Below are 25813 nucleotides of genomic sequence, written 5' to 3' on the forward strand. Positions count from 1 at the left end.
GCCGGTGCCCGCTGACACGCGCGGACGCGAGCCGACCGCGCGGACCGCCTACGCGACCGGCGCGCCGACGTGCAGCCAGTAGAACGACTGCGTGCCCATGGTCAACGTGACCGAACCGGACTCGTCGAACGAGGGGAACGTCCCGCCGCCGAACAGGTCGTACAGCGGCCGCCCGGCGAACTCCGGCGCCGAGACCGTCACCGACGTCGGGTTCGTCGCGAACGAGAACACGCAGAGGACGTCCTCCGCCGAGGGGCCGAACTGCGCGCCCGAGCCCTCCCATGAGCGGACGAACGCGAGGACCGAGTCGTTCGAGGTCTCCTGCACGTCGAGCGTCCCGAGGCCGAACACCGGGTGCGCCTTCCGCACGTGGATGACGTTGCGGACCCAGTGCAGCAGGGACCGGGACTGGGCGAGCTGGGCCTCGACGTTGACCTGCGCGTAGTTGTACACGAGCGACTGCACGACGGGCAGGTACAGCTTGCCCGGGTCGGCGGTGGAGAAGCCCGCGTTGCGATCCGGGGTCCACTGCATCGGCGTGCGCGAGGAGTCGCGGTCCGGCAGCCAGATGTTGTCGCCCATGCCGATCTCGTCCCCGTAGTAGAGGAACGGCGACCCGGGCAGCGAGAAGAGCAGCGCGTGGATGAGTTCGAGCTCGGCGCGCGAGTTGTCGAGCAGGGGAGCGAGCCGCCGGCGGATGCCGATGTTCGAGCGCATCCGGGGGTCGTAGCCGTACCAGCCGTACATCGCCTGCCGGTACTCCTCGCTCACCATCTCGAGCGTGAGCTCGTCGTGGTTGCGGAGGAACACGCCCCAGGCCGCACTGGAGGGCACGTCCAGGGTCTCGGACAGGATCGCCTTGAGCTCGGCGGCGTGCTGTGCGCGGAGCGAGTAGAAGATGCGCGGCATCACCGGGAAGTCGAACGCCATGTGGCACTCGGGCTCCTCGTCGGTGCCGAAGAACGCCGCCGTCTCACGGGGCCACTGGTTCGCCTCGGCGAGCAGGACACGCCCGGGGTACTCGTCGTCGACCATCGCCCGGAGCTTCTTGATGAACTCGTGGGTCTCCGGTTCGCCCTCGCCGTTGCCCTCCTCGGACTCGAACAGGTACGGGATCGCGTCGAGCCGGAGCCCGTCCACGCCGAGGTCGAGCCAGTGCCGCACGACGTCGTACACGGCCTCCACCACGGCCGGGTTCTCGAAGTTCAGGTCGGGCTGGTGCGAGAAGAACCGGTGGAAGAAGAACTGTCGGCGGACCGGGTCGAAGGTCCAGTTGGACTCCTCGGTGTCGACGAAGATGATGCGGATGTTCTCGTAGTCGGTGTCCGTGTCGCGCCACACGTAGAAGTCGCCGTAGGGGCCGTCCGGGTCTTCGCGCGACTGCTGGAACCACTCGTGCTGGTCGCTGGTGTGGTTGATCACCATGTCGATGACGATGCGCATGTTCCGCTCGTGCGACTTCGTCACGAGTTCCCGGAAGTCGTCGAGGGTGCCGAACTCCGGCAGGATCGCCTTGTAGTCGGCGATGTCGTAGCCGCCGTCGCGCATCGGCGACTTGAAGAACGGCGGGAGCCACAGGGCGTCGACACCGAGCCACTGCAGGTAGTCGAGCTTGCCGATGACCCCCTGGATGTCACCGATCCCGTCGCCGTTCGAGTCGACGAACGAGCGGATCATGCACTCGTAGAAGACCGAGCGCTTGTACCACTGCGGGTCCAGGGTCAGGCCGGGGAGCTGGATCGGGGCGGTGAACGTCACCATGGACACGCTAGGCCGCCGCCGGTCCGGTTGTCCGCAGAAAGCGCCGACCGCGTCGGCCCGGCGGGCGGCGAGGGGCGTCGGCCCGGCGGCGGAGTCGGCCCGGCCTGGAGGCGCGGCTCGCCTCCCACAGGCACGTCCCGCCTGCGAGTTGTCCAGGTTTCGTCGTGGGGTGACGCGGGCGCACCGGCGTGCGTTCGTAGACTGGCCGGGATGCAACCACCCGTGCTCTCCCCGTACCAGTCGCTGATGGCCGCCACCCCGGTCGTGCACCGCTCCGTGCAGGTCGACGGCCGCACCACGCACTACTGGGAGTACGGCCCTGCCGACGCGGAGCAGACCGTGCTCGCCGTGCACGGTTTCCGGGGGGACCACCACGGGCTCGAGACCATCGCCGCGCACCTGGTCGGCGTCCGGGTGATCGTGCCGGACCTGCCCGGGTTCGGGATCTCCGACCCGCTCCCGGAGTCCGACATCGACGCGTACGTCGCCTGGCTGACCGGGTTCCACCGGGCCCTCGGGCTGCGCCGCGATGCGGTCGTGCTGGGACACTCGTTCGGCTCGATCGTCGTGTCGGCCACGGTGGCCGCTGGTCTCGAGACCCGCCTGCTCGTCCTGGTGAACCCGATCGCGGCGCCCGCGCTGCAAGGACCGCGGGCGGTCGGCACGGGCATCGCGATCGGCTACTACCGCGCGGGTGCGGTGCTGCCCAAGGCCCTCGGCCTCGGGCTGCTCCGGAACCCGGCGATCGTCCGGGTGATGAGCATCGCGATGTTGAAGTCGCACGACCGCGACCTCCGCCGGTGGGTGCACGACCAGCACGACCGCTACTTCTCGGCGTTCGCGAACCGCACGAGCGTGCTCGAGGCGTTCCGGACCTCGGTCACGCACGACGTGTCGGAGTACGCGGACCGCATCGACGTCCCCGTGCTCATGATCGCGGCGGAGCGCGACGACATCACGGCGGTGCCGGAGCAGCAGGCACTGGCCGGACGCCTCCGCGATGCCGAACTGGTCGTGATCCCGCAGGTGGGGCACCTCGTGCACTACGAGACGCCGGACGTCGCCGCCGCCGCGGTCCTGCGCCGGATGGCGGACACACCGGCCGGGCGAGCGAAGAAGGCGAAGCCCGGCAAGGCCTCCGGAGCTGCCTCGTGACGCGCCTGCGCATCGGCCTCGACTGCCGGTACGTCCGCATCGGACGGCACGACGGCATCAGCCGCTTCACCGCCGGCGTGGTCGCCAACCTGCCGGACCGGCACGACTACACGCTGCTGGTGAACGACGAACGGCAGCTCGAGTCCCTGCCCGGGGGACTCCCGTGGGAACTCCTTCCCGCACCCACCGACGCCGGGGAGCCCCTCGTCGCGCGGAAGGTCAACCGGCTCGGCCTCGACGCGGTGTTCTCGCCGATGCAGACCATGGGCTCCCGCGGCCGTGACTACGCCCTCGTGCTCACGCTGCACGACCTGATCTACTACCGGAACCGCACACCCCCACGGGAGTTCTCGTGGCCGATCCGCCTCGGCTGGCGCGCGTTCCACCTGAGCTGGGCGCCGCAGCGGTTCCTGCTGAACGGTGCGGACGGAGTCGTCACCGTGTCGGAGACCACCGCCGGGCTGATCGATGCCCACCGGCTGACGAAGCGACCCGTCACCGTGGCGTACAACGCCGCCGACCCCGCTGTGCCCCGGCCCGCGGGCGGTGCTCGGGAGAAGACCCTCGTCTACATGGGCTCGTTCATGCCCTACAAGAACGTCGAGACCCTGGCCGCCGCGCTCCCGCTGCTCGGCGCCGACTGGGTCCTGCACTGCATGTCCCGGGTCTCCGACGCCGACCGTGCGCGGTTGAGCCGACTCGCGCCCGCCGGTGCGATCGTGTTCCACGACGGCGCCTCCGACGACGAGTACCTGTCCGTGCTGCGATCGGCGACCGCGCTGGCGACGGCCTCGTACGACGAAGGCTTCGGCATCCCGCTGGTCGAGGCGATGGGCGTCGGCACGCCGGTCGTCGTCAGCGACGTCCCGATCTTCCGCGAGATCGGCGGGGACGCCGCGGAGTACTTCGACCCGTCGTCACCGTCGGCGGTCGCCGCTGCCGTGCGACGGCTCGAGGACCGGTGGGACGCCGCTTCGCAGGCCTCCATCGAACGGGCCGCTCGGTTCCGGTGGGACGAGTCCGCCGAGCAGGTCGTGCGGGCGGTCGAGCGCGCGGTCGCGGACCGTGCGGGGCGCTGACGACGCTGGCAGCAGCGTCTCTCTCGCGAAAGCGACTCCCTGCCGCCGCGCGCTCTGGTCGGGCACGCCAGAGCGACAGACTGCCGCGGGAGTAAAGCGCCAGACTGTCGCTTTCGAGTTCAGCATCGTGATGAGTGCTTCGTGGCGCGAAAGCGACTCCGTACCGTCACGGGCTCGAGACTGGTCCGTCAAAGCGACAGACTGCCGCGGGAGTACGGCGCCAGACTGTCGCTTTCGCGGAAGGGTCGGGCCGAAGACCGCGGCCGACACGGCCCCGGCCGCGGGCCTCAGGGCAGCGCTGACTCCACCGTCGCACCAGGGAACACCGCGCGCGTCTCCTGCGTGGCCTTCGCCACGATGGCGCCGAGCGCGTTCCCGGTGCCCGTCGTCACCACCGTGATCGTCTGCTCCGCGGGCTCGTCCGACGGTCCGGCGTCCCCCCAGGCGCAGCGGACGGTCTGGACCCCGCCGATCGCCGCCAGCTGCCGTGCCAGCTCCAGGCGCTTGTCGGTGACCGCAGCGTCCGCGGAGACCCCGACCTGCACCTCGCCGAGGTCGGCGATCGCGAACACGCGCACTCCGTTGCCGCTGACGTCGTCGGCCGCGGCGGCGAGGGCATCGACGGCCGCGGTCTGCTCGGCCTCGGTCAGGGTGGGCGACACCGTGACGGTGCTCTCGACGTCGTAGCTCGCGAACGAGGTCTTCTTCGGCTCCTCGTCCGTGACGCGCTGGACCCCACTGACGTCGCGCGCTGCACTGTCGAAGCGGTCGAGAGCGGCGTCCGGCCGGGGGAAGACCCCACCGACGCCGTTCTGGACGCTGCCGATGATCGTGATCAGCACCACGGCGAGCACCCCGGCGGCGATGACCACGCCGACGCCGACGAGGGCACTGCGGCGCACGCGCTGCCGCGGGGTCCGGACCGCCATCGACGCGGTGCCGTGGCCGAACGCGCGGTCGAGGTCGTCGTCATCGTCGGTGGCGTCGGACTGCGGCCATCCCGGACGCACACCGCCTGGTCCGTCGGACGTCATGTCGGCCCCCTCACGCGCTCGGGTCTGCGAGTGCATCGGAGCCTAGTACGCCGGGTCCGACAGCGGTGTCGACCCCGCGGACCGGGCCGAGACGGCTACCCGCGCCGCTCGAGGGGGTTCTGGTACTCGAAGGTGTACCGGCCGGGCCCGTCGGACACCCCGTCGATGGGGTCGTCGAACCGGACGAGCTCGGCGTGGAACCGCTCGGGGTCCCACCGGAACGAGTGCACGGAGCCGTTGCGGATCGGGGTGCCGTGCCGGTCGGCGGTCCCCGGGGCGGCGGCGTTCACGACGCTGCGGATGACGGCGCCGTGGGTCGCGACGACCACGCTGCCGGCGTCGTACCGCACGGCGATCTCGCCGAGGGTCTCGGTGACCCGGGCGAGCAGGGCGCTCCGCGACTCGCGGCCGGGGACGTCGTCGTGCGGGTAGCGGGCCAGGACCTCGTCGTTGGTCAGACCCTCGGCCTCGCCGTAGGAGCGCTCCGCCAGCCCCGGGTAGGTGACGGGTGCCGAGAGTCCGAGGTGCTCGGCGATGATCGACCCGGTCTCGAACGCACGTGACAGCGGTGACGCGACGACGGCGTCGAACGACCGCCGGTCGAGCAGCATCGCGGTCGAGGCCGCCTGCCGCCGTCCGGTGTCGTTGAGCGGGATGTCCGTGGAGCCCTGGATGCGCCGTTCGGCGTTCCAGTCGGTCTCGCCGTGCCGGACCAGGTAGAGGAGCGTCGTCACCGTTCGATCATCGCAGACGGGTCGAGACGCGCCGCCAGGGCCTCGAGCGTCTCGGTCGTGCCGGCGTCGAGCTTCACGGCTGCCCGGCGGTCGCTGCGGGTCTCACCCCGGTTGATGATGACGACGGGGTGCTTGCGGCGTGCGGCGTGGTCGACGAGTCGGACGCCGGAGTTCACGGTGAGCGAGGAGCCGACGACGACGAGCGCCTCGGCCTCGGCGACGATGGACACGGCCTCGCGGAACTTCTCGGCCGGCACGAACTCGCCGAAGAACACCACGTCCGGCTTGAGGACGCCGCCGCACACCGAGCAGTCGGGCACCCGGAAGCGTTCGACGTCGGTGATCTCGACGTCGCCGTCCGGTTGCAGCTGGACCGAACCTGGCTCGTCGATCCACGGGTTGAGCGAGTCGAGCACCGCCGCGAGGTCAGCGCGGGAGAACACCTGCCCGCACGTCAGGCAGACGGCGCGGTCCATCGACCCGTGGATCTCGACGACCCGGCGCGACCCGGAGCGCAGGTGCAGTCCGTCGACGTTCTGCGTGATGACCCCGGTGACGATGCCGTCGCGTTCGAGGGCGGCGAGCGCGCGGTGGCCGGCGTTCGGGCGGGCGGCGGCGAACGTCCGCCAGCCGAGGTGCGAACCGGCCCAGTAGCGCTGGCGCTTCGCGGGGTCGGCGCGGAACTCCTGGAAGGTCATCGGCTTCCGGACCACCCGCCCCTCGCCGCGGTAGTCGGGGATGCCGGAATCGGTGCTGAGCCCCGCGCCGGACAGCACGGCGATGCGCTTGCCGGCGAGCAGCTCGACGGCGCGGTCGAGCTCGACCGCGCCGGAGGACGCGGGGCTGGTCGGTTCGCTCGTGGCCATCGTGTTCACGGTACCCTCAACAGCCGACCGTCCCGGTCACTTCCCCGCACGCACCACACCGAAACGAGCCCCGTGCACCCCGTCCGCATCGACTCCCTCGACGACCCCCGCCTCGACGACTTCGCCCGGTTGACGGACGTCGCACTGCGCCGGGTCTCCGAGGTCGAGGGCGGCCTGTACATCGCCGAGTCCAACACCGTCATCGAGCGTGCGGTCCGAGCCGGTCACGTGCCCCGCAGCATCCTCGTGCAGGAGAAGTGGCTCGACAGCGTGCTGCCGCTCGTCGCCGACCACGACGGCCCGGTGTTCGTCGGCCCGGACGCCCTGCTCGAGGAGCTCACCGGCTTCCGCATGCACCGCGGTGCCCTTGCCGCGATGCAGCGTCCCGTGCTGCCGGAGGTCGCCGACGTCGTGCGGGACGCGAAGCTCGTCGTCGTCCTCGAGGACATCGTCGACCACACCAACGTCGGCGCCGTCTTCCGGAGCGTCGCAGGGCTCGGTGCCGACGCCGTGCTCGTCAGCCCCCGCTGCGCCGACCCGCTGTACCGCCGGAGCGTCCGGGTCAGCATGGGCACCGTCCTGCAGGTCCCGTGGACGCGCATCGGCGAGTGGCCGGCCGCCGGTGAGGAACTCCGCGCGCAGGGCTTCCACCTCGCGGCGATGGCGCTGACGGACCGCTCCGTCGACCTGGACGCGTTCGTCGCGGACGTCCCCGAGAAGGTCGCGCTGGTGATGGGCACCGAGGGGCAGGGGCTGACCGACGCGGCCGTCGCGTCCGCCGACACGACGGTCCGCATCCCGATGTCGCACGGCGTCGATTCGCTCAACGTCGCGGCGGCGAGCGCCGTGGGTCTGTGGGCGGTCGCGCACGCACAGCGGTCGCGTTAGTCGGCTGCGACTGCCGGGAGGCGCGGGTCGGTGCCGTCCCGCAGCACCCGTTCCGCGGTGCGCACCAGGGCGCGGTCGGTCCCCGGCGCGCCGACGAGGCTGATCCCGACGGGCGCGCCGCCGACGCTGAGTCCGGGCGCGCTCACCGCGGGGAGGCCGCCGACGCTCGCGAGGGCCGTCATGGCCGTGGTGGCGGTGCGGGTCCGTTCGAGTTCGGCGGTGTCGGCGGTCAGCGCGGGTGCGGGGCCGGGCGTGGTCGGGAACACCAGGACGCGGCCGTCGAGGGCCTGGCGGATCGTCCGCCGGAGGTCGTCGAGCCGGGCGACGGCCGCGGCGACCTCGGCGGGCGGGTTGGCGGCGGCCGCGGCGAACCGGTCGCCGACGACTGCGCTCAGGGCTGCCGGGTGTGCGGCGATCCACGGCCCGTGCGCGGCGGTGGCCTCGGCGGCCTGCACGAGGCGCATCGTCTCGCGGAGGTCCTCGAGCGGCGGGATGCCGAGCTCGGCGAGCGTGACCACGGGGAGGTCCTCGCCGACGAACGCGCGGAATGCCTCCTGCGTCGTGGCGTCGGCCGCGGCGACGAGGTCGGCCGCGACGGTGACGGTCGGGGCGGTGTCGGGGTCGGGCAGAACGACCGGTACGGAGGCGTCGAGCACGCGGACGAGCAGGTCGGCGTCGCGCGTGAGCCACCCCACGGTGTCGAAGGACGGCGCGAGCGGGAGCAGCCCGTCGCGGGGGATGAGGTCGTGGGTCGTCCGGAGGCCCCAGAGCCCCTGGTACGAGGCGGGGACCCGCACCGATCCTGCGGTGTCCGTGCCGAGTCCGATGTCGGCCGTCCCGAGACGGACAGCCGATGCGGATCCGCTGGACGAGCCTCCAGGCAGTGCAGTGGCGACCGCCCCGTTCGGTGGGGTGCCGTGGTGCTCGTTGCGTCCCGTGAGGTTGTAGGCGAACTCGTCGGTCCGCGCGATCCCGCGGATCGACGCCCCCGCGGCGAGGAGCGACGCGACCGCGGCGGCGGACGCGGCCTGCGGGCCGGACTCCTGCAGGTACGTCGGGTTGCCGGCGCCGACGGCGTGTCCGGCGACGGCGTAGAGGTCCTTCACCGCGACGGTCGTGCCGTCGAGCGGGCCGCTGCCGGTGGTGGGGACGAGCGGGTCGCCGACGACCCGCCAGATCGTCGTGTCGAACGCCTTGGTGCGACCGGTGACGTGCGCGGCGGCGATGCGCCAGGTGCCGTCGGTGCGTCGCCAGAGCTGGGTCTGCAGGCCGTTCCCGCCGGCGGCGAAGGCCGACACGGAGACGACGAGGGCGAGGTCCTCGGCGAGCGGCCGGACCTCGACGCGCGTCAGCGTCCGGGTGGCGACCCCGCCCCGGGCACCCCGGAAGGCGCTGATCGCGTCGTGGCCGACGAGCAGCCCGCGGTCGTCGCCGCGCATCGTGTCGGGGGCGTCGACGAACGCGTCGTCGAGGGCGTCGAGGTCGTTCGCCATGAGTGCGGTCTCGTAGGCGTCGAGTGCCTCCAGGAGCCCGTCGGGCGTGGTCCGGTCGGTCATCGGGCCCCTCCGAAGTCGCTCTTGCGGATGCGGGCGTGCGCCCCGGTGACGAGGTCGACGACCTGGGAGATGTTGAAGTCGGTCGCCGCGCTGAGGTAGGCGTACGCCAGGTGCGGCTGCATGCCGTAGCGGGCACCGAGGATCGCGATGGCGTGTCGGACGCACGCACGGACGGCTTCGTCGAGGTCGGGGTCGAGCCCGGTCGGGACGAGGTACTCGTGCGTCTCGACGAGCGGCCACACGAGGTCGCCGAACCGCGACGCTGCCTCTGCGCCCGGGGTGAGGTCGAACCGCACGGTGGCGCGGAGCGAGGCCTCCATCGCGGTGAGTGCCACCTCGCCGTCGCCCTGCGCGAAGTGCGGGTCGCCGACGAAGGCCAGTGCTCCCGGCACGAGCACGGGCAGGTGCAGCTGCGCGCCGGTCTGCAGCAGGTTCACGTCGATGTTCCCGCCGTGCCGCCCCGGTGGCACGGAGTGCGGTCGGTCGCCGGGGGAGCCGACGCCCATGATGCCGAGGAAGGGTGCGAGCGGGAAGCGGGCGAAGTGCTCGCGGTCGTCGGTGAGGGGGATGCGCCCCCACTCGCCGTCGGCATCCGTCACGACGTCGGCGAAGACGCTCACGGTGGTGCCGTCGACGGGGTACTCGCCGTGCAGCGCGCCGCGGCCGTGCCGGTTCGACACGACGCCGTAGGGGACGCGGGGGAGCGTCTCGACCACGGTCATCGTGAGGACGTCGCCGGGCTCGGCGCCCTCGACGGCGATCGGGGCGGAGACGACGTGCGGCCCGTCGTGGTCCGGGTCGCGCTGGGCCGTCCGGGCGATCGCCACCGCGTCGGCGAGGACGTGCTCCCGCGGGACCCCGTGCCGACCGAAGAAGGCCACCGGGTCGCTGCCCTGGTCCGGCAGGACGCCCTCGTGGCTGACGGTGTCGATCGTCACCTCGGTGCCGGACGGGACAGTGAGGGCGGGCTGGTCGGTGCTGCTCGGGAGTCGTCCCCAGAGCGTCCGCTCCGGCTCGACCGGGAGGTAGTGCGTGGCGCGGATCGGTCCGACCCCGGGTTGCAGGACGGGTTGTGTCACTGGTGGTGCTCCCTCTCGCGGTGCTTGCGCTCGCTGTGCTTGTTCTCGTGGTGCTTGTTCTCCACGAGGTGGGCGACGTCCGCCAGGTGGTCGGTCATCGCCCGGTGGGCAGCGGTCTCGTCGTGGCGACGGATCGCGTCGTGGATGCGCTGGTGCCACTCGAACGACGAGCGGCGGCCCTCGCTGGTGCTGTGGGACTTCGCGCGGACGTCCTGCACCCATCCGCTGCTCAGCTCGCAGAGCGACACGAACAGCGGGTTGCCGGAGGCCCGGGCGACCTGCACGTGGAAGGCGACGTCCTGGGCGAGGGACTCGGCTGGGCTCAGGCCGGCGTGCGTCGAGGCCAGGATCGCCTCGAGCCGCACGAGGTCGGACTCGTCGGCCCGGACCGCGGCGAGCGCGGCGATCTGCGGTTCGACGAGCGCGCGGAACTCGGTCACGTGCTCGGTCTCGGACGCGTCGTGCGACATCCGGTCGAGCATCTCGGCGGCCTCGACCGAGCGGGGCAGCACGACGGTGCCGCGACCGGGCGTCCGGGACACGAGTCGTCGGCGCTCGAGCTCCTGCAGGGCCTCGCGGATGGTGGTCCGGGACACGGCGAGGTCCGCGGCCAGGGTGCGCTCCGGGGGCAGCTTGTCGCCCGGCGCGAGGTCGTCGAGCACCAGGCGACCGAGGTGCGCCGCGGTCGTCGCACTCAGGGTCGGTCCTCGTTGCATGACCGGGAGCCTACGGTCCATTGGTCCGGTTGGTTCATTGGTACGACCAACTTTTACACGCCCGTCACACGGGGCGTCGGAGTCGGAAACACGACGGGCGAATGGTGGTCCACGTCCCACCCGAACCGATCAGAAGAGGGGCCCTCGTGGACCTGGTCCTCCGCAACGCCCGACTCGCGGACACGCCGACACTCGTCGACGTCGTCGTCGAGCGGGGAACGATCACGGCCGTCACACCCGCCGCCGACACGGCATCGGAAGTGCGCGCGACCGACCCCGGCGTGCGCGTCGTCGACTGCGCCGGACGCATCGTCGTCCCCGGGCTCGTCGAGTCGCACCTGCACGTCGACAAGGCACTGCTCGACCGGGAGCGACCGAACCCGGACGGCACCCTCGCCGGTGCCATCTCGGTCACCGGCGAACTCAAGCGCGGCTTCACCCACACCGGGGTCCGTGACCGAGCCCGGGCCCTGCTCGACCAGGCGATCGGGAACGGCACCACACTGGTCCGCGCCCACCCCGACGTCGACCCGATCGTCGGACTGATCGGGGTCGAGGTGCTGCTCGGCCTCCGCGACGAGTACCGGGACGCACTCGACCTGCAGATCGTGGCCTTCCCGCAGGAGGGCATCCGCAAGGCGCCCGGCACGCTCGAGCTGCTGCGCGAGGCACTCCGGATCGGCGCCGACGTCATCGGCGGCTGCACGTACAACGAGCTGTCGCTCGCCGACTGCCACGCCCACGTCGAGACCGTCCTCGACCTCGCCGAGGAGTTCGGCATCCCCGCGGACATGCACGCCGACTTCGCCGACGACACGAGCGACCCGCGGTTCGCGCTCGCCGGGTACGTCGCCGACGCCGTGGTCACCCGCGGGCTGCAGGGTCGGGTCACCCTCGGCCACGTGACCTCGACAGCCAGCCTGCCGTCGGTCGAACGCGCCGACCTGTTCGCCCGGCTCGCGGCGGCCGACGTCGCGGTGGTCCCGCTGCCGGCGACGAACCTGCACCTCGGTGGTCGCCGGGACGACGCCGACGTCCGCCGCGGCGTCGTCCCCGTCCGCGAACTCTGGGACGCCGGGGTGACCGCGGCGTACTCGTCGAACAACGTCCGGAACGCGTTCACCCCGTTCGGGAACGCGGACATGCTCGACGTCGGACTGCTGCTCGCCCAGGTCGGGCACCTGTCCGGGCCGGAGGACCTCGCCCGGATCGTCGCGATGGCCACCACCGGCGCCGCGCGGGTCGTCGGGATCGCGGACCGGTACGGCATCCGCCCGGGGGCCGACGCCGACCTCGTCGTGCTGTCCACCACCGACCCGTCGGGCGTCCTGCTCGACCGGCCCGACCGGAACCTCGTCGTCAAGCGTGGCCGCGTCGTCGCCGAGACCACCCGCACCACCACCATCCGCAGGACCACCAGCACCACCCGGACCGAGGAGCTCAGCCATGCGTGAACGGATCCCCCACGAGATCGTCGCCTCCGTGCTCGCCGGAGCCACGGCGTTCATCGGCGGCACCGCCCTGAACCTGCCCACCTGGGCGATCTTCATCAGCTGGGCCGCGATGTTCCTGCTCGGTGCGAAGCCGACGCTCCGGAACGCCGCCCGGCTCTGGGCCACGATGCCGGTCGGCTCGGCGTTCGCCCTCGTCATCGTCCTGATCGACCAGCACATCGGCACCGTGCTCGGCGACGGGCAGCTCGCGAAGAACGTCGTGCTCGGCGTCGTGATCCTGGTGTTCAACACCGCCCTGATGTGCACGGGGCGACTGCGGGCCTTCGCACTCGTGCCGGGGATGTTCCTCGGGTTCGCGTCGTTCTTCGCGGCGTACTTCGGCGGCTTCGGCTTCGCGCCGGGGAACCTCTGGGCGGCGTGGGTGTCGGTCGTCGTGATGAACGCCGCCGGGCCGGTGTTCGCCTACCTGTCCCGGAAGTGGACCTTCGCGCGCCGGACCGGAGCCGACGGCACCGGAGCCGACGGCACCGGAGTCGACGGGACCGGAGCCGACGGGACCGACGGAACCGACGGCACTGGAACCCCCGCCGCGCCGGACGCGACCGTCGACGGCGGGGCCGCACCGCGCCTCCCGTCCGATCCTGCGCTGACGCGCGCCTAGCGCGTCCTCGCAGCATCGCGCGACCCACCCCCGGTACGCTCGGTTCCCGTGTCACGAGTCGTCCGCCGCCCCCGTTCCGCCGTCCGGAGGCCGGTGACGATCTCCGTCGTCGCCGTGCTCGTGCTGGTGGTCGGCTACCTCGCCGCAGCCGCGGTCGTGCCGTTCGCCCCGGCGAGCGCCGCGACGACGACCTACTCGGCACCGACGTCCTCCGTGCCGGGCCTGACGTTCCCCGGGTACGGCGCGACGGCGGTCGAGGCGACCGACTTCCCGGAGAGTCTCCGCACGAGCGGCGACACCAAGCCACGGTCGATCGCGAGCATCTCGAAGGTCGTCACCGCGCTCGTCGTCCTCGACCACAAGCCGCTGCAGCAGGGGCAGGCCGGGCCGACGATCACGTTCACGCCGTCGATGCAGGCCCTCTACGCGAAGTACCTCGCGGTGAACGGCGAGGTCGCGCCGATGCCGAACGGCCTGGAGCTCTCCGAGTACCAGACGCTCCAGGTGATGCTCATGAAGTCCGCGAACAACTACGCCGGGTCGTTGGCGCTCTGGGCCTTCGGGTCGATGGACGCCTACCGAGCGGCAGCGGACGAGTGGCTCGACGAGCACGACCTGGACCACACCACGATCGAGGAACCGACCGGCCTCGACGCGCACAACACGTCGACCGCCACCGACCTCGTCGCACTCGGGCAGCTCGCACTCGCGAACCCCGTCGTGAAGGAGGTCGTGGGGACCAAGAAGGTCACGGTGCCCGGTGCCGGCGAGATCGAGAACTCGAACAAGCTCCTCGGGCTCGACGGCGTCGAGGGCATCAAGACGGGGACCCTCGACGAGGCCGGAGCCTGCCTGCTGTTCGCCGCGACCTACGAGCGGGGCGGGAAGACCGTGACGGTCATCGGCGCGATGCTCGGTGGCGTCGACCACGACTCGCTCGACGTCGACGTCCAGCGGCTGCTCCGGTCGGTCGCGGACAACTTCCAGGTCGTCACGCTCGCGCACGCCGGGCAGACCTTCGGCACGTTCTCGACCCCGTGGCAGGACGAGGCCGATGCGGTGTCGAGGTCGGCGTCCGAGGTCCTCGTCTGGGGGAAGACCACCGTGTCCGCGAAGACCCACCTCGACGAGATCACCCTCGGCACGAAGGGGGAGCGCGTCGGGAAGGTCCGCTTCACGATCTCGGACCACGACCCGGTCACGGTGCCGCTCGTGCTCGAACGGCCCATCGAGGACCCCGGCATCTGGTGGCGCTGGACGAACCCGTTCCAGGGGGCGTGACGGTCGTGCCGATCCTGCGACCCTGGCGGCCCGCCGACGCGTCGGTGCTGCTCGCAGCGTCGGCCGACCCGGAGCTCGCGCGGCAGCTCGGGGGCCGGACGTTCGACGACGAGTCAGCGGCGGCGGCGTTCATCGCGATCACGTACCGGTTCGACGGGCACGCCCGGAACTGGGCGATCGTGGACGACGGCGACGGCGACGGCGACGGCGACGGCGTCGTCGTCGGGAACGTCGGCGTGACGGCCATCGAGCACACCCACAGCACCGCCTGGACCTCCTACTGGCTCACTCCGGAGACCCGTGGCCGCGGACTCGCGACACGGGCTCTCGTCGCCGCTGCCGACGACGCCTTCGCCCTCGGTGTGCACCGCCTCGAACTCGGACACCGCACGAACAACCCGGCGTCCTGCGCGGTCGCCACTCGGGCGGGGTTCCGCGCCGAGGGCGTCGAACGCGACAAGCTCCGCTACGGCGACGACCGCTTCGACGTCGAGACCCACGCCCGCCTCGCCACTGACCCGGCACCGGACGTCACCGGGCTGCGGTCCGTAGTGTCGGACGCGTGACGACGACGTTCCCCCGGTCCACCCCGTCCGCCCTCGGCATCGACGCCCGCGGCATCGCCCGGTTCCTCGACGCCCTCGAGTCGACGCCAGACGTCGAACCGCACAGCATCGTGCTGCTGCGGCACGGCCAGGTCGCCGCCGAGGGGTGGTGGGCGCCGTACGCGAGCGTCCGCGTGCACCTGCTGTACTCCCTCAGCAAGAGCTTCACCGCGGCGGCCGTCGGGATCGCCGTCCGCGAAGGGCTCGTCGACCTCGACGCCACCGCGCTGTCGTACTTCCCGGAGCTCGACGCGGACGTCACCGACGAGCGCAGCCGCCGCATCCGCGTCCGGCACCTGCTGGCGATGGCGAGCGGCCACCGCGAGGAGACCCTCGACCGTGCCCGCGCCGCCGATCCGGAGAACCTCGTCCGCGGGTTCCTCCGCACCCCGCCCGACGAGGAGCCCGGCACCGTCTTCGCGTACAACCAGCCGTGCACGTACACCCTCGGCGCGATCGTCCGGCGGGTCAGCGGCGGGTCGCTCGTCGACTACCTCCGCCCGCGGCTCCTCGACCCGCTCGGCATCGACGACCTCGCCTGGCGACGCGACGACACCGGTGCCGAGCTCGGTTTCAGCGGCTGCTACGCGCCCACCTCGGCGATCGCGGCCCTCGGCCAGCTCTACCTGCAGCGTGGTGTGTGGAACGGCGAGCGGATCCTCGACGACGACTGGGTCGCCGCTGCCACGACCACGCAGGTGGCGAACCCCGACGAGGGCAACCCGGACTGGAGCCAGGGCTACGGCTTCCAGTTCTGGATGGCCCGCCACGGCTTCCGCGGCGACGGCGCGTACGGCCAGTTCTGCGTCGTCCTGCCCGAGCTGGACGTCGTCCTCGCGCTCACCGGGCAGAGCCTCGACATGCAGGCCGTCCTCGACGCGGCCTGGCAGCACCTCCTGCCCGCCGTCGACGCTGCGGACGTCGAGGCGGCCGGGGACACCGGCCTGGAGGCACGACTCGCCTCCCTGGGGCTCCCCGCGGTCGCGGGTGGTCGGCTCCCCGACCTCGCTGCCGCCGGCCCGTTCCGCGGTGACGGGATCGACGGGCTCGCGTTCAGCCGCGACGGCGATCGTTGGCGCGCGGCCCTCGACGTCGACGGCGGGACGCTCTCGGTGCCGGTCGGCGAGGGGGAGTGGGCCGTCGACGGTCCCCTCGCGGCGAGCGGTGCGGTCGCGCCGGACGGCACCGTGCTCGTCGACGTGCGGTTCGTGGAGACGCCGCACCTCGCGCACCTGCGGGTCGACCTCGCGTCCGGGACGGCCACGGCGTCCTGGGCGACCCAGCCGCTGCACGACGGACCGCTGACTCTGAGGCGACCCGCCGTCTGACGGGCTGGCCCGGAGTTGCGCCCCGTTACGGACATCGCGCCCCGTCACACCGGGGCGCGATGTCCGTGACGGGGCGCGAAGGTCTCGACCGCCCGGCGACCCGCCGTCCGACTACGGGGTGTCGGACTTGTGCTCGACGACGTCCTGCAGCTCGGGCCGCTTCGGCGTCACGCCGTCACCGGAGGACGTGTGCTTGATGCGCCGCACCACCCACGGCACGAGGTACTCCCGAGCCCAACCGAGGTCCTCGGCGCGGGCCTCCCGCCACGGGCGCGCCTCGAGCGGCTCCGGGTTGAACGGCTCGAGCCCGTGCTCGACCCCGAGGGCGTCGAGCACGGCGGCCGCGACCGTGGCGTGGCCCATCGGGGAGTGGTGCAGCCGGTCCGGCGCCCACATCCGCGGGTCGCGGAGGACCCGGAGCGCCCACATGTTCGCCACGAGGGCCCCGTGCTTCAGGGCGATGGCGTGCAGGTTCTCGTTGTAGATCGCCGTCTTGCCGCGGACCATGCCGAGCACCGGGGTCATCCCGACGTCGGGGCCGGTGAAGAGCACCACGGTCGCGCCGTCGCTCCGCAGCCGCGACACCATCGCGTCCACCCGCTCGGCGAGTTCGTCCGGGTCGGATCCGGGCCGGATGATGTCGTTGCCGCCGGCCGACACCGTGACGAGGTCCGGGCGGAGCGCGAGGGCCGATTCGACCTGCTCGTCGATGATCTGCTGGAGCAGACGGCCGCGGATCGCCAGGTTGGCGTAGGCGAAGTCGTCGGTCTGGTTCGCCAGGACCTCGGCGACGCGGTCCGCCCATCCGCGGTTCCCGCCGGGGACGGTGGGGTCGGGGTCACCGATCCCCTCGGTGAACGAGTCACCGATCGCGACGTACCTGGACCACGGATGACGATCTGACACTCCTCGGACCATAGTCTCGTGGCATGACGAAGGCCAACCCCGCGGTGGTGCTCGACGACGAGCTGCTGGAGCGCATCGCCGCTCGTGCACCCCGCTACGACGCCGCGAACGCGTTCTGCACCGAGGACCTCGACGAACTCCGAGCGGCCGGCTACCTGCGGCTCGGCGTGCCCGTCGAACGCGGCGGCGCCGGACTCGGCCTCGCCGCGACGTCCGCGGTGCAGCGGCGGCTCGCGGAGGCCGCGCCGGCGACGGCGCTGGGCCTCGGGATGCACCAGGTCTGGGTGCAGGCGGCGCGCGCGGTGTCCGCGCGAGGTGAGTCGTTCCTCCAGGCCGTCACCGACCACGCGGCGGACGACCACCTGCTCGCGTTCGGCGTGAGCGAGCCGGGCAACGACGCCGTGCTGTTCGACTCGCTGACGACGGCGGAGCCGGACGGCGACGGCGGCTACCGGTTCACGGGCACGAAGGTGTTCACGTCGCTCGCACCGGCGTGGGACGTGCTGAGCGTGTTCGGCAAGGACGAGTCCGGGCCGGAACCGCGGCTCGTGCACGGCTTCGTGCTGCGGTCCGACGGGGACGTCGAACACCTCGACGACTGGGACACGCTCGGGATGCGGGCAACCCAGAGCCGCACGACGAAGCTCCACGGCGTGCACGTGCCGGCCGACCGGATCGTGCGGACCCTGCCCGTCGGGCCGAACCAGGACCCGCTCGTGTTCGGCATCTTCGCGTCGTTCGAGCTGCTCATCGCTTCGGTGTACGTCGGGATCGCCTCGCGGGCGGTTTCACTGGCCGTGTCGGCAGTGCGGTCGCGCGCTGCACTCGACGGGACGCCGCGGTCCGAGGACCCGGACGTGCGCCGGGCGATCGCGGACATGCGCGGGACGGTCGACGCGATCGAGCTGCAGGTGTCCTCGCTCGCGCGGTCGGTCGACGAGCTCGACGACCTCGGGCCGCGGTGGTTCCCGCTGCTGGTCGGGACGAAGGCGCGCGCGGTCGACGCGGCGCAACACGTGGTGGACGAGGCGATGCGGGTGGTCGGCGGTGGGGCCTACCGCGCCGGGGGCGAGCTCGCCCGCCTGGCCCGGGACGTCCGGGCGGGGCAGTACCACCCGTCGTCGCGGGACTCGGCGGCGCGGACGATCGCGGCGTCGGTGCTGGGGCCGCTCGCCTGACGCGGCGCACGCCCTCGGTGGCCGGGGTGCTCCTCGCGCCGGTCGGAACGACATCGTCGACGTCGTACGACATCGGTCCTGTCGCAGCCCCGCGTCCGCAACGGTTGCGCGCGCGGGGTTGCGACGACGCGGACGTCGCACGACATCGGCATTGTCGTCGGAGTCGGCCCCGCCACCCCCTCCAACTAGTTCGCTTGCGGTACGATTGCCCTCCCGAGTGAACAGGAGGCGGCCGGAGCGTGCCGAGGACCGAGACCACGAACCGGACCGCCCCGCGGCGACGGACCCGCACCCAGCGACTGACCGACCGTGCCCTCGCGCTCGACCCCGGCTTGGTCAAGACCGACGGTGCCCTCCGCACCCTCGTCGCCGTCCCGGCCGGCATGGCCGTCGGGTACGCGATCGCGACGGCGTTCGGGCTGCCGGCGATCCTCGGCGTGATGATCGGCGCGATGCCGGCCTTCATCACCTGCCTGGTGATCGTCGACCCGAGCACCGGCCGGACCGCCGCGCGCACCGCGGCGGTCCTCGTGCCGTTCGTCGTCGCGCTCGCGGGGAGCATCGCCCTGCAGCCGTTCCGGCTCCTCGAACTCGTCCTCATCGTCGTGCTGCTCTTCCTGCAGTTCGCGGCGGCGTCGTGGGGAGCCTGGGCGGCGGACGCGGCGATCGTCGGGTTCGCCGGGTACCTGTGCGGGCTCCTGCTGCCGCTGCCCGAGACGAGTGTCATCCCGCTCGGGCTCGTCGTCGCCGGGTCCCTCGCCGTGACGATCGTCGTCCGGTTGCTGTTCCGGCCGGACCCGCACCGCGCGCTGCTCCGGACCCGCCGCGGGTTCGTCGCCCGGGGTTCGGACGTGCTCGAGGCTTCCGCAGCCGTCCTCGCAGCCGGAACCGTCGGCGCCGCCGCCGACGACCCGCGCGCCCGCCGCCGTGCCCTCCGACGCCTGGGCCGAGCCCGCGACCGGTACCACGAGATCGCCCTGACGGTCGACGGCATGCTCGCCGCGAGCGGTGTCGACGCCGACACCGCCGCCGAGGAGCTGCACCGCCTGGTGTTCGACACGCACTTCGCGATCGACGAACTCGGACGCGGGGCCGGGGCGCTCGTCGAGCACGGCGCGCCGTCGGACGTCCGGCACGCCGCGCTCCGCGCCTTCACGGTCGTCCTCCGCCACGGCGGCAGCCACGGCCAGGACGCGGCGCACACGCTGCTCGCCCGCTACGGGATCACGGCCTCGGCGGCCGACGAGGGGTCGCGGACCACCGCGATCGTCCGCCGCATGGCCGCGGAGTTCGCCGACCTCCGGTCCGCCGGACTGCGGTGGCGCGAGCTCCGCGACGAGCTGCCCCGCCGCGGAGCCGGCGTCCCGTTCGCCACGCCCGTGATCCTGGCCGGTGGTCGACCCGCCGGAGCCGTACCGGTCCTCGCGGACGCCGTCGCCGAGGGGCCGTGGCGACGCTGGCACCTCACGGCGTCGCTCCGGACCGCCGTGCACGCCGCCATCGCCGTCGCGATCGTCGAACCCCTCGCGCTCCTGCTCGACGGCAGCCGGTTCTACTGGGGCGTCATCGGCGTGATGATCGTCCTCGCCGGCACGAACACCACGCACGAGCGGATCCGGAAGGGCCTGCACCGCGGAGTCGGCACGGTCGTCGGGGGAGCGCTGGGCATCGTCCTCGCCCACCTGCTCGGCACGACGCACCCGTGGGTGACGATCGTGCTCGTCTGCGTCCTGCTCGCCGTCGGCACGTACGGCTTCGGCGGCGTGTACTCGGTCTGGGCCGCCTGCCTCGTCGTCGTCCTCTGCCAGGTGTACGCGTTCTCCGGCACCTTCACCGACTCCCTCATCCCGATGCGTCTCGCCGAGAACCTGCTCGGCGCCGCGGTCGCGGTCCTCGTCAGTGCCGTCGTCTTCCCGATCGCCACCCGTGCCGTCATCCGGCGCGCCGTGCGGCGGCAGCTGGTCGCGGTCCGCGCGTTCGTGCTCGCGCTGGTGGGGCTCGAGGCCGACGACGAGGCGGAGTCTGGCGACGCGACGGAGGCGGACCGCGCCTCTCCCCACCGGCACGGCCCGTCCGCCGCTGGCGCGTCGGCCGGGAACCGGGGGCGTGGGCCCAGTCCGGCCGCCGGTTCCGCGACCGACCTGCGTGCGCAGTCGCGCGCGGTCGACGCCGCCACCTACCAGCTCGACGCGGTCCTGCGGCCGATGGTCCGGTTCCCGACGGGTGGGCCGGCGCGCGCCGACGCCAGGACGCGCGCCTCCCTGCAGGCGGCCGCGACGTTCGCGCGCGAGTCGGCCGGGAGGCTCGGTGCGGCCCCGCAGGACCCGCCAGCCGCCCTGCGTGGTGCGGCCGAGAGCCTCGCCTCCTCGATCGCGCAGCTCGCGGACGGCATCGTGGCCGGCCCGCGGTCCGCCACGTCGGCGGCGGTCTGGGTGCGGGTCGGCGACCGGCTCGACGAGGCCGTGGCGGCCGCATCCGGACGCGGCGACGAGCGGGCGATCGAGACTGCCGCGCACGCGCTGGGGCGCATCGACGAGGCGCTCGCGCTGCTCGCCGACCGCCACCACGCGACCGTCGTCGGTGCGATGTCGGTGGGCCCTGGCATCATCGCCGTGTGAGCAAGCAGGACGGACGCAACCGACTGGTGTCCGACGCGCCCGTCGACGACCTGACGGCGAGCGTGCTGCACGTCGACATGGACGCCTTCTTCGCCTCCGTCGAACTGCTCGACCGGCCGGACCTCCGCGGGTTGCCGGTGATCGTCGGGCACGACTCCGACCGCTCCGTCGTGACGGCGGCGACGTACGAAGCGCGCAAGTACGGCGTGAACTCCGCGATGCCGATGGCCGTGGCCAAGCGTCGGTGTCCCGCCGCGATCATCGTCGAGCCGCACTTCGAGAAGTACCGCGACAAGTCCGCCGCGGTGATGGCCGTGTTCGATCGCTTCACGCCCCGGGTGGAGAAGCTCGGCATCGACGAAGCCTTCCTCGACGTCGCTGGCGCGATCCGGCTGTACGGCACCCCGTGGGAGATCGGCCGCGCGATCCGCGCGGCGGTGTACGCCGAGACGGGCCTGCACTGCTCCGTGGGCGCCGCGTCGACCAAGTTCGTGGCGAAGCTCGCGTCCAGTCGAGCCAAGCCGGACGGCCTGCTCGTGGTCCCGGCTGCCGACACCGTCGCGTTCCTGCACCCGCAGCCGGTGTCCGCGCTGTGGGGCGTCGGCGGCAAGACGCAGGAGACCCTCGAGCGTCGTGGCATCCGGACCGTGGGCGACCTCGCGACGACACCCCTCGGCTCGCTCGTCTCCGCACTGGGACCGGCCGGTGGGCAGCGGTTGCACGACCTGTCCTGGGGCCGTGACCCCCGTGTCGTCGAGGACGGCGTCGGCGAGAAGTCGATCGGGCACGAGATGACGTTCGGGCGGGACCTCACCGAGCGTGACGACGTCGCGCGCGAACTCCTGCGCCTGGCCGACAAGGTTGCCGTCAGGCTCCGGCGCGCGGACGTCCAGGCCCGGACCGTCGCGCTCAAGGTCCGCTACACCGACTTCACCACCCTGACCCGGTCCCGCACCCTCGCCGAACCCACCGACGTCGCCAAGCGCCTGCACCGCGAAGCCGTCGAGCTGTACGACGTCCTGCACCGACCGGGCAACCAGATCCGGCTCATCGGCGTCCGCGGCGAGAACCTCGTGCCGGCCGCGGCGAGCAACGCGCTGTGGGACGACGACGCGCCGTGGCGCGACACCGAGACGACGGTCGACGCGGTCGCCGCACGCTTCGGCGCGGGCGTGCTCCGACCGGCCTCCCTGGTCCGCGGCACGCCCGAGGGGCACGTCCCGCACGCTCGGCAGGACCGAGGGTGACGGTAGAATCGTCCGAAGTGAGCGCAGCCGAGTACACCGATCAGCCAGCTGCCGGGGACCAGTCCGCGGCGCTGTGGGACGACGCACCCGCTGCACCCGAGCACCCCGTCGTCGCGCACGACGAAGCCGTCGCCGCTGCCGAGGCAGCCGGCAACTCGGCCGTCCAGAACCTGTCGCCGGCCTTCCCGGACCGCGCCGCCTGGGGCACCGCGTCGAAGCTGCGCGCCTGGCAGGTCGAGGCGCTGACGAAGTACTTCGAGACCGAGCCGCGCGACTTCCTCACGGCGGCCACCCCCGGCGCTGGCAAGACGACCTTCGCGCTCCGCCTGGCGACCGAGCTGCTCGCCCGCGGCACCGTCGACCGGATCGTCGTCGTGGCCCCGACCGAGCACCTCAAGCGGCAGTGGGCCGACTCCGCCGACCGGGTGGGCATCCGGATCGACCCGATGTTCAAGAACGGCGACGGCATGTTCGGCCGGCACTACCAGGGCGTGGCGATCACGTACGCCCAGGTCGGCATGAACCCCGAGGTCCACCAGAAGATCACCGCGGGCGGCAAGACGCTCGTCATCCTCGACGAGGTCCACCACGGCGGCGACGCCCTGACGTGGGGCGACGGCATCAGGGAGGCCTTCTCGAAGGCCACCCGACGTCTCTCCCTGTCGGGCACCCCGTTCCGGTCGGACACCGCCCCGATCCCGTTCGTGCAGTACGCCCCCGACGAGCAGGGCATCCGCACCTCGATCTCCGACTACAACTACGGCTACGGCCGCGCACTCAAGGACGGCGTCGTCCGGCCCGTGCTGTTCATGGCGTACGCGGGGCAGATGCGCTGGAAGACCCGGATGGGCGACGAGATGTCGGCGTCCCTGGGGGAGCAGGTCACGAAGGACATCACCGCGCAGGCCTGGCGCACGGCGCTCGCGCCCGAGGGCGAGTGGATGCCAGCGGTCCTGTCCGCGGCCGACAAGCGTCTGACCGAGGTCCGCCGCGGCGTGCCCGACGCCGGTGGGCTCGTCATCGCCACGGACACCACCACGGCCCGCGCGTACGCCCGGATCCTGCAGCAGATCACGGGGGAGCGGCCCACGGTCGTCCTCTCCGACGAAGCCGCGGGGTCGAGCCGGATCAGCGCCTTCGCCGACGACACCTCGCGCTGGATGGTCGCCGTCCGCATGGTGTCGGAAGGCGTCGACGTCCCGCGGCTCTGCGTCGGGGTCTACGCCACGAGTGCCAGCACACCGCTGTTCTTCGCCCAGGTGATCGGCCGCTTCGTGCGCGCGCGGCGCCGCGGTGAGACGGCGTCGGTGTTCCTGCCGAGCGTCCCCGGGCTGATGGCCCTCGCGGCCTCGCTCGAGCTCGAGCGCGACCACGCGCTGGACCGCCCGAAGGACGCCGACGACGGGATGTACAACCCCGAGGACGCCATGGTCGCCGAGGCCAACAAGGAGGACCGGGCGTCCGAGAGTCTCCTCGAGGTCCAGCCGTTCGAGGCGCTCGACTCGCAGGCATCCTTCGACCGCGTCCTCTACGACGGCGGCGAGTTCGGCACCGGTGGCGAGGTCGGATCGCTCGAGGAACTCGACTTCATCGGCATCCCGGGCCTGCTCGAACCCGACCAGGTGCGCGACCTGCTGCGTGCGCGGCAGGCGACCCAGGCGAAGCGAGCCAAGGGCCGCACGCCGAAGGACGGGATGCCGAAGGCCCCGGTCGCCGAGGACCGCCCGATGTACCAGACGATCAAGGAGCAGCGCTCCGAGCTGCACCGGCTCGTGTCGATCTGGTCGCGGCACTCGAACGAGCCGCACGGCGCCATCCACGCCGAGCTCCGCCGCATCAGCGGGGGGCCGGCGGTGGCGCAGGCGAGCATCGAGCAGATCCAGAAGCGCATCGACGTGCTGCGCTCCCGCATCGGCGGGCGCAGGTGATCGAACCCGTGGACGACCGCACCTGGTACGTCAAGCGGGACGCGGAGTCCTCACCCGAGGCGATCATCGACCACTTCGGCGGTGGCTACCGGCTGCGTCGGTTCTCCCTCACGGAGTCCCGTCGCACGCCTCACGGCGTCTACACGGGCGTCGAGCTCGCCGAGACCGCCTGGTGGCGTCTGCGCGACCGCCCGCGCGGCTCATGACATCACAAGCCGTATTCGGGTAGACCGGGGGAATGGCAGACTCCATCCCTCACGTCCTCGTCCTCGGCGGCGGTTCCGCCGGCTACACCACCGTCAAGCAGCTCCAGAAGCACGCGGCCACGGTGCCGATGCGGATCACGCTGGTGGACCAGAACACGTACTACACCTACCTGCCGTTCCTGCCGGAGGTCGCCGGCGGTCACATCGCCCCGAAGGACGTCACGGTCGAGCTGCGTCGCGCGCTCCGGAAGACCCGTGTCATCCAGGGCAAGGTCACCGGCATCTCGTCGGCGGACAAGACCGTCTCGATCGCCACGGCCGGTGGTGACGACCGCACGCTCGGCTACGACCAGCTCGTCGTCGCCCTCGGCTCGGTCACGCGCACGTTCCCGACCCCCGGGCTCGACGAGTACGGCGTCGGCTTCAAGAGCGTCGAGGAGGCCGCCTACGTGCGTGCGAAGCTCCTCGACAACATCGCGAAGGCCGCAGCCACCCGTGACGAGGACGAGCGCCGCCGCCTGCTCACGAGCATCTTCGTCGGCGGTGGCTACACCGGCGTCGAGGCGATCGGTGAGCTCTTCGACGTGTCGCAGGCCGCCATCAAGACCTACCCGTCGCTCGCGGGGGAGCACCCGCGCTGGGTGCTCATCGACGCGCTCGACCGTGTCGCGCCCGAGGTCGGCCCGGAGCTGTCGAAGTGGACCCTCGAGGCCCTTCGCGCTCGCGGGATCGACGTCCGCCTGAAGACCACGATGCCCAGCTGTGAGGGCGGCGTCGTGAAGCTCTCCGACGGCGACGAGTTCGCCACCGGGCTGCTCGTGTGGACGGCCGGCGTGAAGCCGAACCCGCTCCTGCACGCGTCCGACCTGCCGCGCGGACCGAAGGGGCACCTCGCCGCGAACGCGAAGCTCCAGGTCGAGAACGAGGAGACCCACGAGGTCGTCGCGGGTGTCTGGGGCCTCGGCGACGTCGCGCAGGTCCCCGACCTGACCGCCGACAAGCAGCCGGCGTACTACCCGCCGAACGCGCAGAACGCCGTCCGTCAGGCCGTGGTGGCCGCGGACAACGTGGTCGCGACGATCACGGGCAAGCCCCTCGAGGAGTACCGCCACCCCTCGATCGGCACCGTCGCGTCGTACGGTGTGGCCAAGGGTGCCGCGAACATCAAGGGCATCAAGATGACGAACCTGCTCGCCTGGCTCGCGCACCGTGCGTACCACGTGTACGCGATGCCGACGCTGAACCGGAAGGCCCGCATCGTCATCGGCTGGGTGACCGGTGCCGTGTCGGGTCGCGACGCGACCTCGCTCATCAAGGAGACGGACCCGCGCAGCAACTTCGTCGAGGCGTCGAAGAGCTAGACGCGACCGTCTGACGGCCTGGAGGCGGGGGGGCCCCCGGGCCCCCCCCCCCCCCCCCCCCCCCCCCCGCCCCCCCGCCGGGGGGGGGGGCGCCCCCCCCCCCCGGGGGGCGCCGCCCGCGGGCGAACCACCCCCCCCTCCCCACCTGCACGGCGGGGGCCGGGTGCCGGCC

22 protein-coding genes are annotated in these 25813 nt (G+C 72.5%); 14 read left to right on the top strand and 8 right to left on the bottom strand.

The genetic code is table 11. From position 1 onward, the window contains the following. Positions 1–48: 48 nt before the first annotated feature. Positions 49–1758 (bottom strand): maltose alpha-D-glucosyltransferase, encoded by a 1710-nt coding sequence (gene treS / locus ABIC61_RS15480; RefSeq protein WP_079238905.1) that lies wholly within the window; start codon positions 1756–1758, stop codon positions 49–51. A 213-nt stretch (positions 1759–1971) separates the two neighbouring features. On the opposite strand from treS, the gene ABIC61_RS15485 reads away from it, so the two are divergent. Both ABIC61_RS15485 and ABIC61_RS15490 read left to right on the top strand, forming a co-directional pair. Next, on the top strand, positions 1972–2916 hold the full coding sequence (locus ABIC61_RS15485; protein WP_354030632.1) for an alpha/beta fold hydrolase: 945 nt from the start codon (positions 1972–1974) through the stop codon (positions 2914–2916). Between the two features lie 5 nt (positions 2917–2921). Then, positions 2922–3995, top strand: a complete 1074-nt coding sequence (locus ABIC61_RS15490) for a glycosyltransferase family 4 protein (protein WP_354030650.1) — start codon at positions 2922–2924, stop codon at positions 3993–3995. 287 nt (positions 3996–4282) lie between these two features. On the opposite strand, the gene ABIC61_RS15495 is transcribed toward ABIC61_RS15490, so the two are convergent. The 3 genes from ABIC61_RS15495 to ABIC61_RS15505 all read right to left on the bottom strand — a co-directional run bounded on the left by ABIC61_RS15495 (position 4283) and on the right by ABIC61_RS15505 (position 6629). Then, positions 4283–5029 (bottom strand): hypothetical protein, encoded by a 747-nt coding sequence (locus ABIC61_RS15495; RefSeq protein ID WP_354030633.1) that lies wholly within the window; start codon positions 5027–5029, stop codon positions 4283–4285. 95 nt (positions 5030–5124) lie between these two features. Further along, on the bottom strand, positions 5125–5763 hold the full coding sequence (locus tag ABIC61_RS15500; RefSeq protein WP_354030634.1) for a histidine phosphatase family protein: 639 nt from the start codon (positions 5761–5763) through the stop codon (positions 5125–5127). Then, on the bottom strand, positions 5760–6629 hold the full coding sequence (locus tag ABIC61_RS15505) for a Sir2 family NAD-dependent protein deacetylase (protein WP_144749760.1): 870 nt from the start codon (positions 6627–6629) through the stop codon (positions 5760–5762). The genes ABIC61_RS15500 and ABIC61_RS15505 overlap by 4 nt, the downstream gene beginning before the upstream one ends. Positions 6630–6701: 72 nt before the next feature. Here ABIC61_RS15505 and ABIC61_RS15510 point away from each other — a divergent pair, with 72 nt between their 5' ends. After that, positions 6702–7517 carry a TrmH family RNA methyltransferase gene (locus ABIC61_RS15510; RefSeq protein ID WP_354030635.1) on the top strand — a complete coding sequence of 272 codons (816 nt, stop codon included), beginning with the start codon at positions 6702–6704 and terminating at the stop codon, positions 7515–7517. On the opposite strand, the gene ABIC61_RS15515 is transcribed toward ABIC61_RS15510, so the two are convergent. From ABIC61_RS15515 to ABIC61_RS15525, 3 genes are read right to left on the bottom strand one after another with little or no spacing between them, the layout of a single operon-like run. Next, entirely contained in the window at positions 7514–9073 is a 1560-nt protein-coding gene (locus ABIC61_RS15515) for an AtzH-like domain-containing protein (protein ID WP_354030636.1), read from the bottom strand. The two genes, ABIC61_RS15510 and ABIC61_RS15515, sit on opposite strands and share 4 nt — an antisense overlap. Then, positions 9070–10152 (bottom strand): acetamidase/formamidase family protein, encoded by a 1083-nt coding sequence (locus tag ABIC61_RS15520; protein WP_354030637.1) that lies wholly within the window; start codon positions 10150–10152, stop codon positions 9070–9072. The genes ABIC61_RS15515 and ABIC61_RS15520 overlap by 4 nt, the downstream gene beginning before the upstream one ends. Then, positions 10149–10868 (bottom strand): FadR/GntR family transcriptional regulator, encoded by a 720-nt coding sequence (locus ABIC61_RS15525; protein WP_354030638.1) that lies wholly within the window; start codon positions 10866–10868, stop codon positions 10149–10151. Before ABIC61_RS15525 ends, ABIC61_RS15520 begins: the two co-directional genes overlap by 4 nt. 146 nt (positions 10869–11014) lie before the next feature. Between ABIC61_RS15525 and ABIC61_RS15530 the strand changes: the two genes are divergently transcribed. From ABIC61_RS15530 to ABIC61_RS15550, 5 genes are read left to right on the top strand one after another with little or no spacing between them, the layout of a single operon-like run. Next, the gene (locus ABIC61_RS15530; protein WP_354030639.1) at positions 11015–12322 is read left to right on the top strand and encodes an amidohydrolase family protein; all 1308 of its coding nucleotides are present in this window, start codon (positions 11015–11017) and stop codon (positions 12320–12322) included. Further along, positions 12315–12983 (top strand): DUF1097 domain-containing protein, encoded by a 669-nt coding sequence (locus ABIC61_RS15535; protein ID WP_354030640.1) that lies wholly within the window; start codon positions 12315–12317, stop codon positions 12981–12983. The genes ABIC61_RS15530 and ABIC61_RS15535 overlap by 8 nt, the downstream gene beginning before the upstream one ends. Positions 12984–13031: 48 nt before the next feature. Beyond that, a complete protein-coding gene (locus tag ABIC61_RS15540) occupies positions 13032–14264 on the top strand; it encodes a D-alanyl-D-alanine carboxypeptidase family protein (RefSeq protein ID WP_354030641.1) in 1233 nt (410 codons plus the stop codon). Continuing rightward, the gene (locus ABIC61_RS15545; RefSeq protein WP_354030642.1) at positions 14261–14830 is read left to right on the top strand and encodes a GNAT family N-acetyltransferase; all 570 of its coding nucleotides are present in this window, start codon (positions 14261–14263) and stop codon (positions 14828–14830) included. The genes ABIC61_RS15540 and ABIC61_RS15545 overlap by 4 nt, the downstream gene beginning before the upstream one ends. Further along, entirely contained in the window at positions 14827–16197 is a 1371-nt protein-coding gene (locus ABIC61_RS15550) for a serine hydrolase domain-containing protein (RefSeq protein ID WP_354030643.1), read from the top strand. The genes ABIC61_RS15545 and ABIC61_RS15550 overlap by 4 nt, the downstream gene beginning before the upstream one ends. 111 nt (positions 16198–16308) lie before the next feature. On the opposite strand, the gene ABIC61_RS15555 is transcribed toward ABIC61_RS15550, so the two are convergent. Continuing rightward, the gene (locus ABIC61_RS15555) at positions 16309–17103 is read right to left on the bottom strand and encodes an SGNH/GDSL hydrolase family protein (protein WP_354030644.1); all 795 of its coding nucleotides are present in this window, start codon (positions 17101–17103) and stop codon (positions 16309–16311) included. A gap of 23 nt (positions 17104–17126) precedes the next feature. Here ABIC61_RS15555 and ABIC61_RS15560 point away from each other — a divergent pair, with 23 nt between their 5' ends. From ABIC61_RS15560 to ABIC61_RS15585, 6 genes are all read left to right on the top strand, one after another. After that, positions 17127–18281 (top strand): acyl-CoA dehydrogenase family protein, encoded by a 1155-nt coding sequence (locus ABIC61_RS15560; RefSeq protein ID WP_354030645.1) that lies wholly within the window; start codon positions 17127–17129, stop codon positions 18279–18281. A 239-nt stretch (positions 18282–18520) separates the two neighbouring features. After that, entirely contained in the window at positions 18521–20899 is a 2379-nt protein-coding gene (locus ABIC61_RS15565) for an FUSC family protein (protein ID WP_354030646.1), read from the top strand. Beyond that, positions 20896–22146, top strand: a complete 1251-nt coding sequence (gene dinB, locus ABIC61_RS15570) for a DNA polymerase IV (protein WP_354030647.1) — start codon at positions 20896–20898, stop codon at positions 22144–22146. The genes ABIC61_RS15565 and dinB overlap by 4 nt, the downstream gene beginning before the upstream one ends. Positions 22147–22316: 170 nt before the next feature. Beyond that, positions 22317–24074, top strand: a complete 1758-nt coding sequence (locus ABIC61_RS15575) for a DEAD/DEAH box helicase (RefSeq protein WP_354030651.1) — start codon at positions 22317–22319, stop codon at positions 24072–24074. Beyond that, positions 24071–24280 (top strand): hypothetical protein, encoded by a 210-nt coding sequence (locus tag ABIC61_RS15580; protein WP_354030648.1) that lies wholly within the window; start codon positions 24071–24073, stop codon positions 24278–24280. The genes ABIC61_RS15575 and ABIC61_RS15580 overlap by 4 nt, the downstream gene beginning before the upstream one ends. A gap of 32 nt (positions 24281–24312) precedes the next feature. Next, positions 24313–25641, top strand: coding sequence for an NAD(P)/FAD-dependent oxidoreductase (locus tag ABIC61_RS15585; RefSeq protein ID WP_354030649.1), 1329 nt, complete (start codon positions 24313–24315; stop codon positions 25639–25641). Positions 25642–25813 lie beyond the last annotated feature (172 nt).

Origin of the sequence: Curtobacterium sp. 1544 (assembly GCF_040544915.1) — a bacterium.
GTDB classification, from domain to species: domain Bacteria; phylum Actinomycetota; class Actinomycetes; order Actinomycetales; family Microbacteriaceae; genus Curtobacterium; species Curtobacterium pusillum_C.

Bases quoted from the DNA above. Each gene is read 5' to 3' on its own strand.
- ABIC61_RS15495 (WP_354030633.1), bottom strand. From the start codon at position 5,029: ATGACGTCCGACGGACCAGGCGGTGTGCGTCCGGGATGGCCGCAGTCC.
- ABIC61_RS15485 (WP_354030632.1), top strand. From the start codon at position 1,972: ATGCAACCACCCGTGCTCTCCCCGTACCAGTCGCTGATGGCCGCCACC.
- ABIC61_RS15515 (WP_354030636.1), bottom strand. From the start codon at position 9,073: ATGACCGACCGGACCACGCCCGACGGGCTCCTGGAGGCACTCGACGCC.
- ABIC61_RS15560 (WP_354030645.1), top strand. From the start codon at position 17,127: ATGACGAAGGCCAACCCCGCGGTGGTGCTCGACGACGAGCTGCTGGAG.
- ABIC61_RS15585 (WP_354030649.1), top strand. From the start codon at position 24,313: ATGGCAGACTCCATCCCTCACGTCCTCGTCCTCGGCGGCGGTTCCGCC.
- ABIC61_RS15535 (WP_354030640.1), top strand. From the start codon at position 12,315: ATGCGTGAACGGATCCCCCACGAGATCGTCGCCTCCGTGCTCGCCGGA.
- ABIC61_RS15525 (WP_354030638.1), bottom strand. From the start codon at position 10,868: ATGCAACGAGGACCGACCCTGAGTGCGACGACCGCGGCGCACCTCGGT.
- ABIC61_RS15505 (WP_144749760.1), bottom strand. From the start codon at position 6,629: ATGGCCACGAGCGAACCGACCAGCCCCGCGTCCTCCGGCGCGGTCGAG.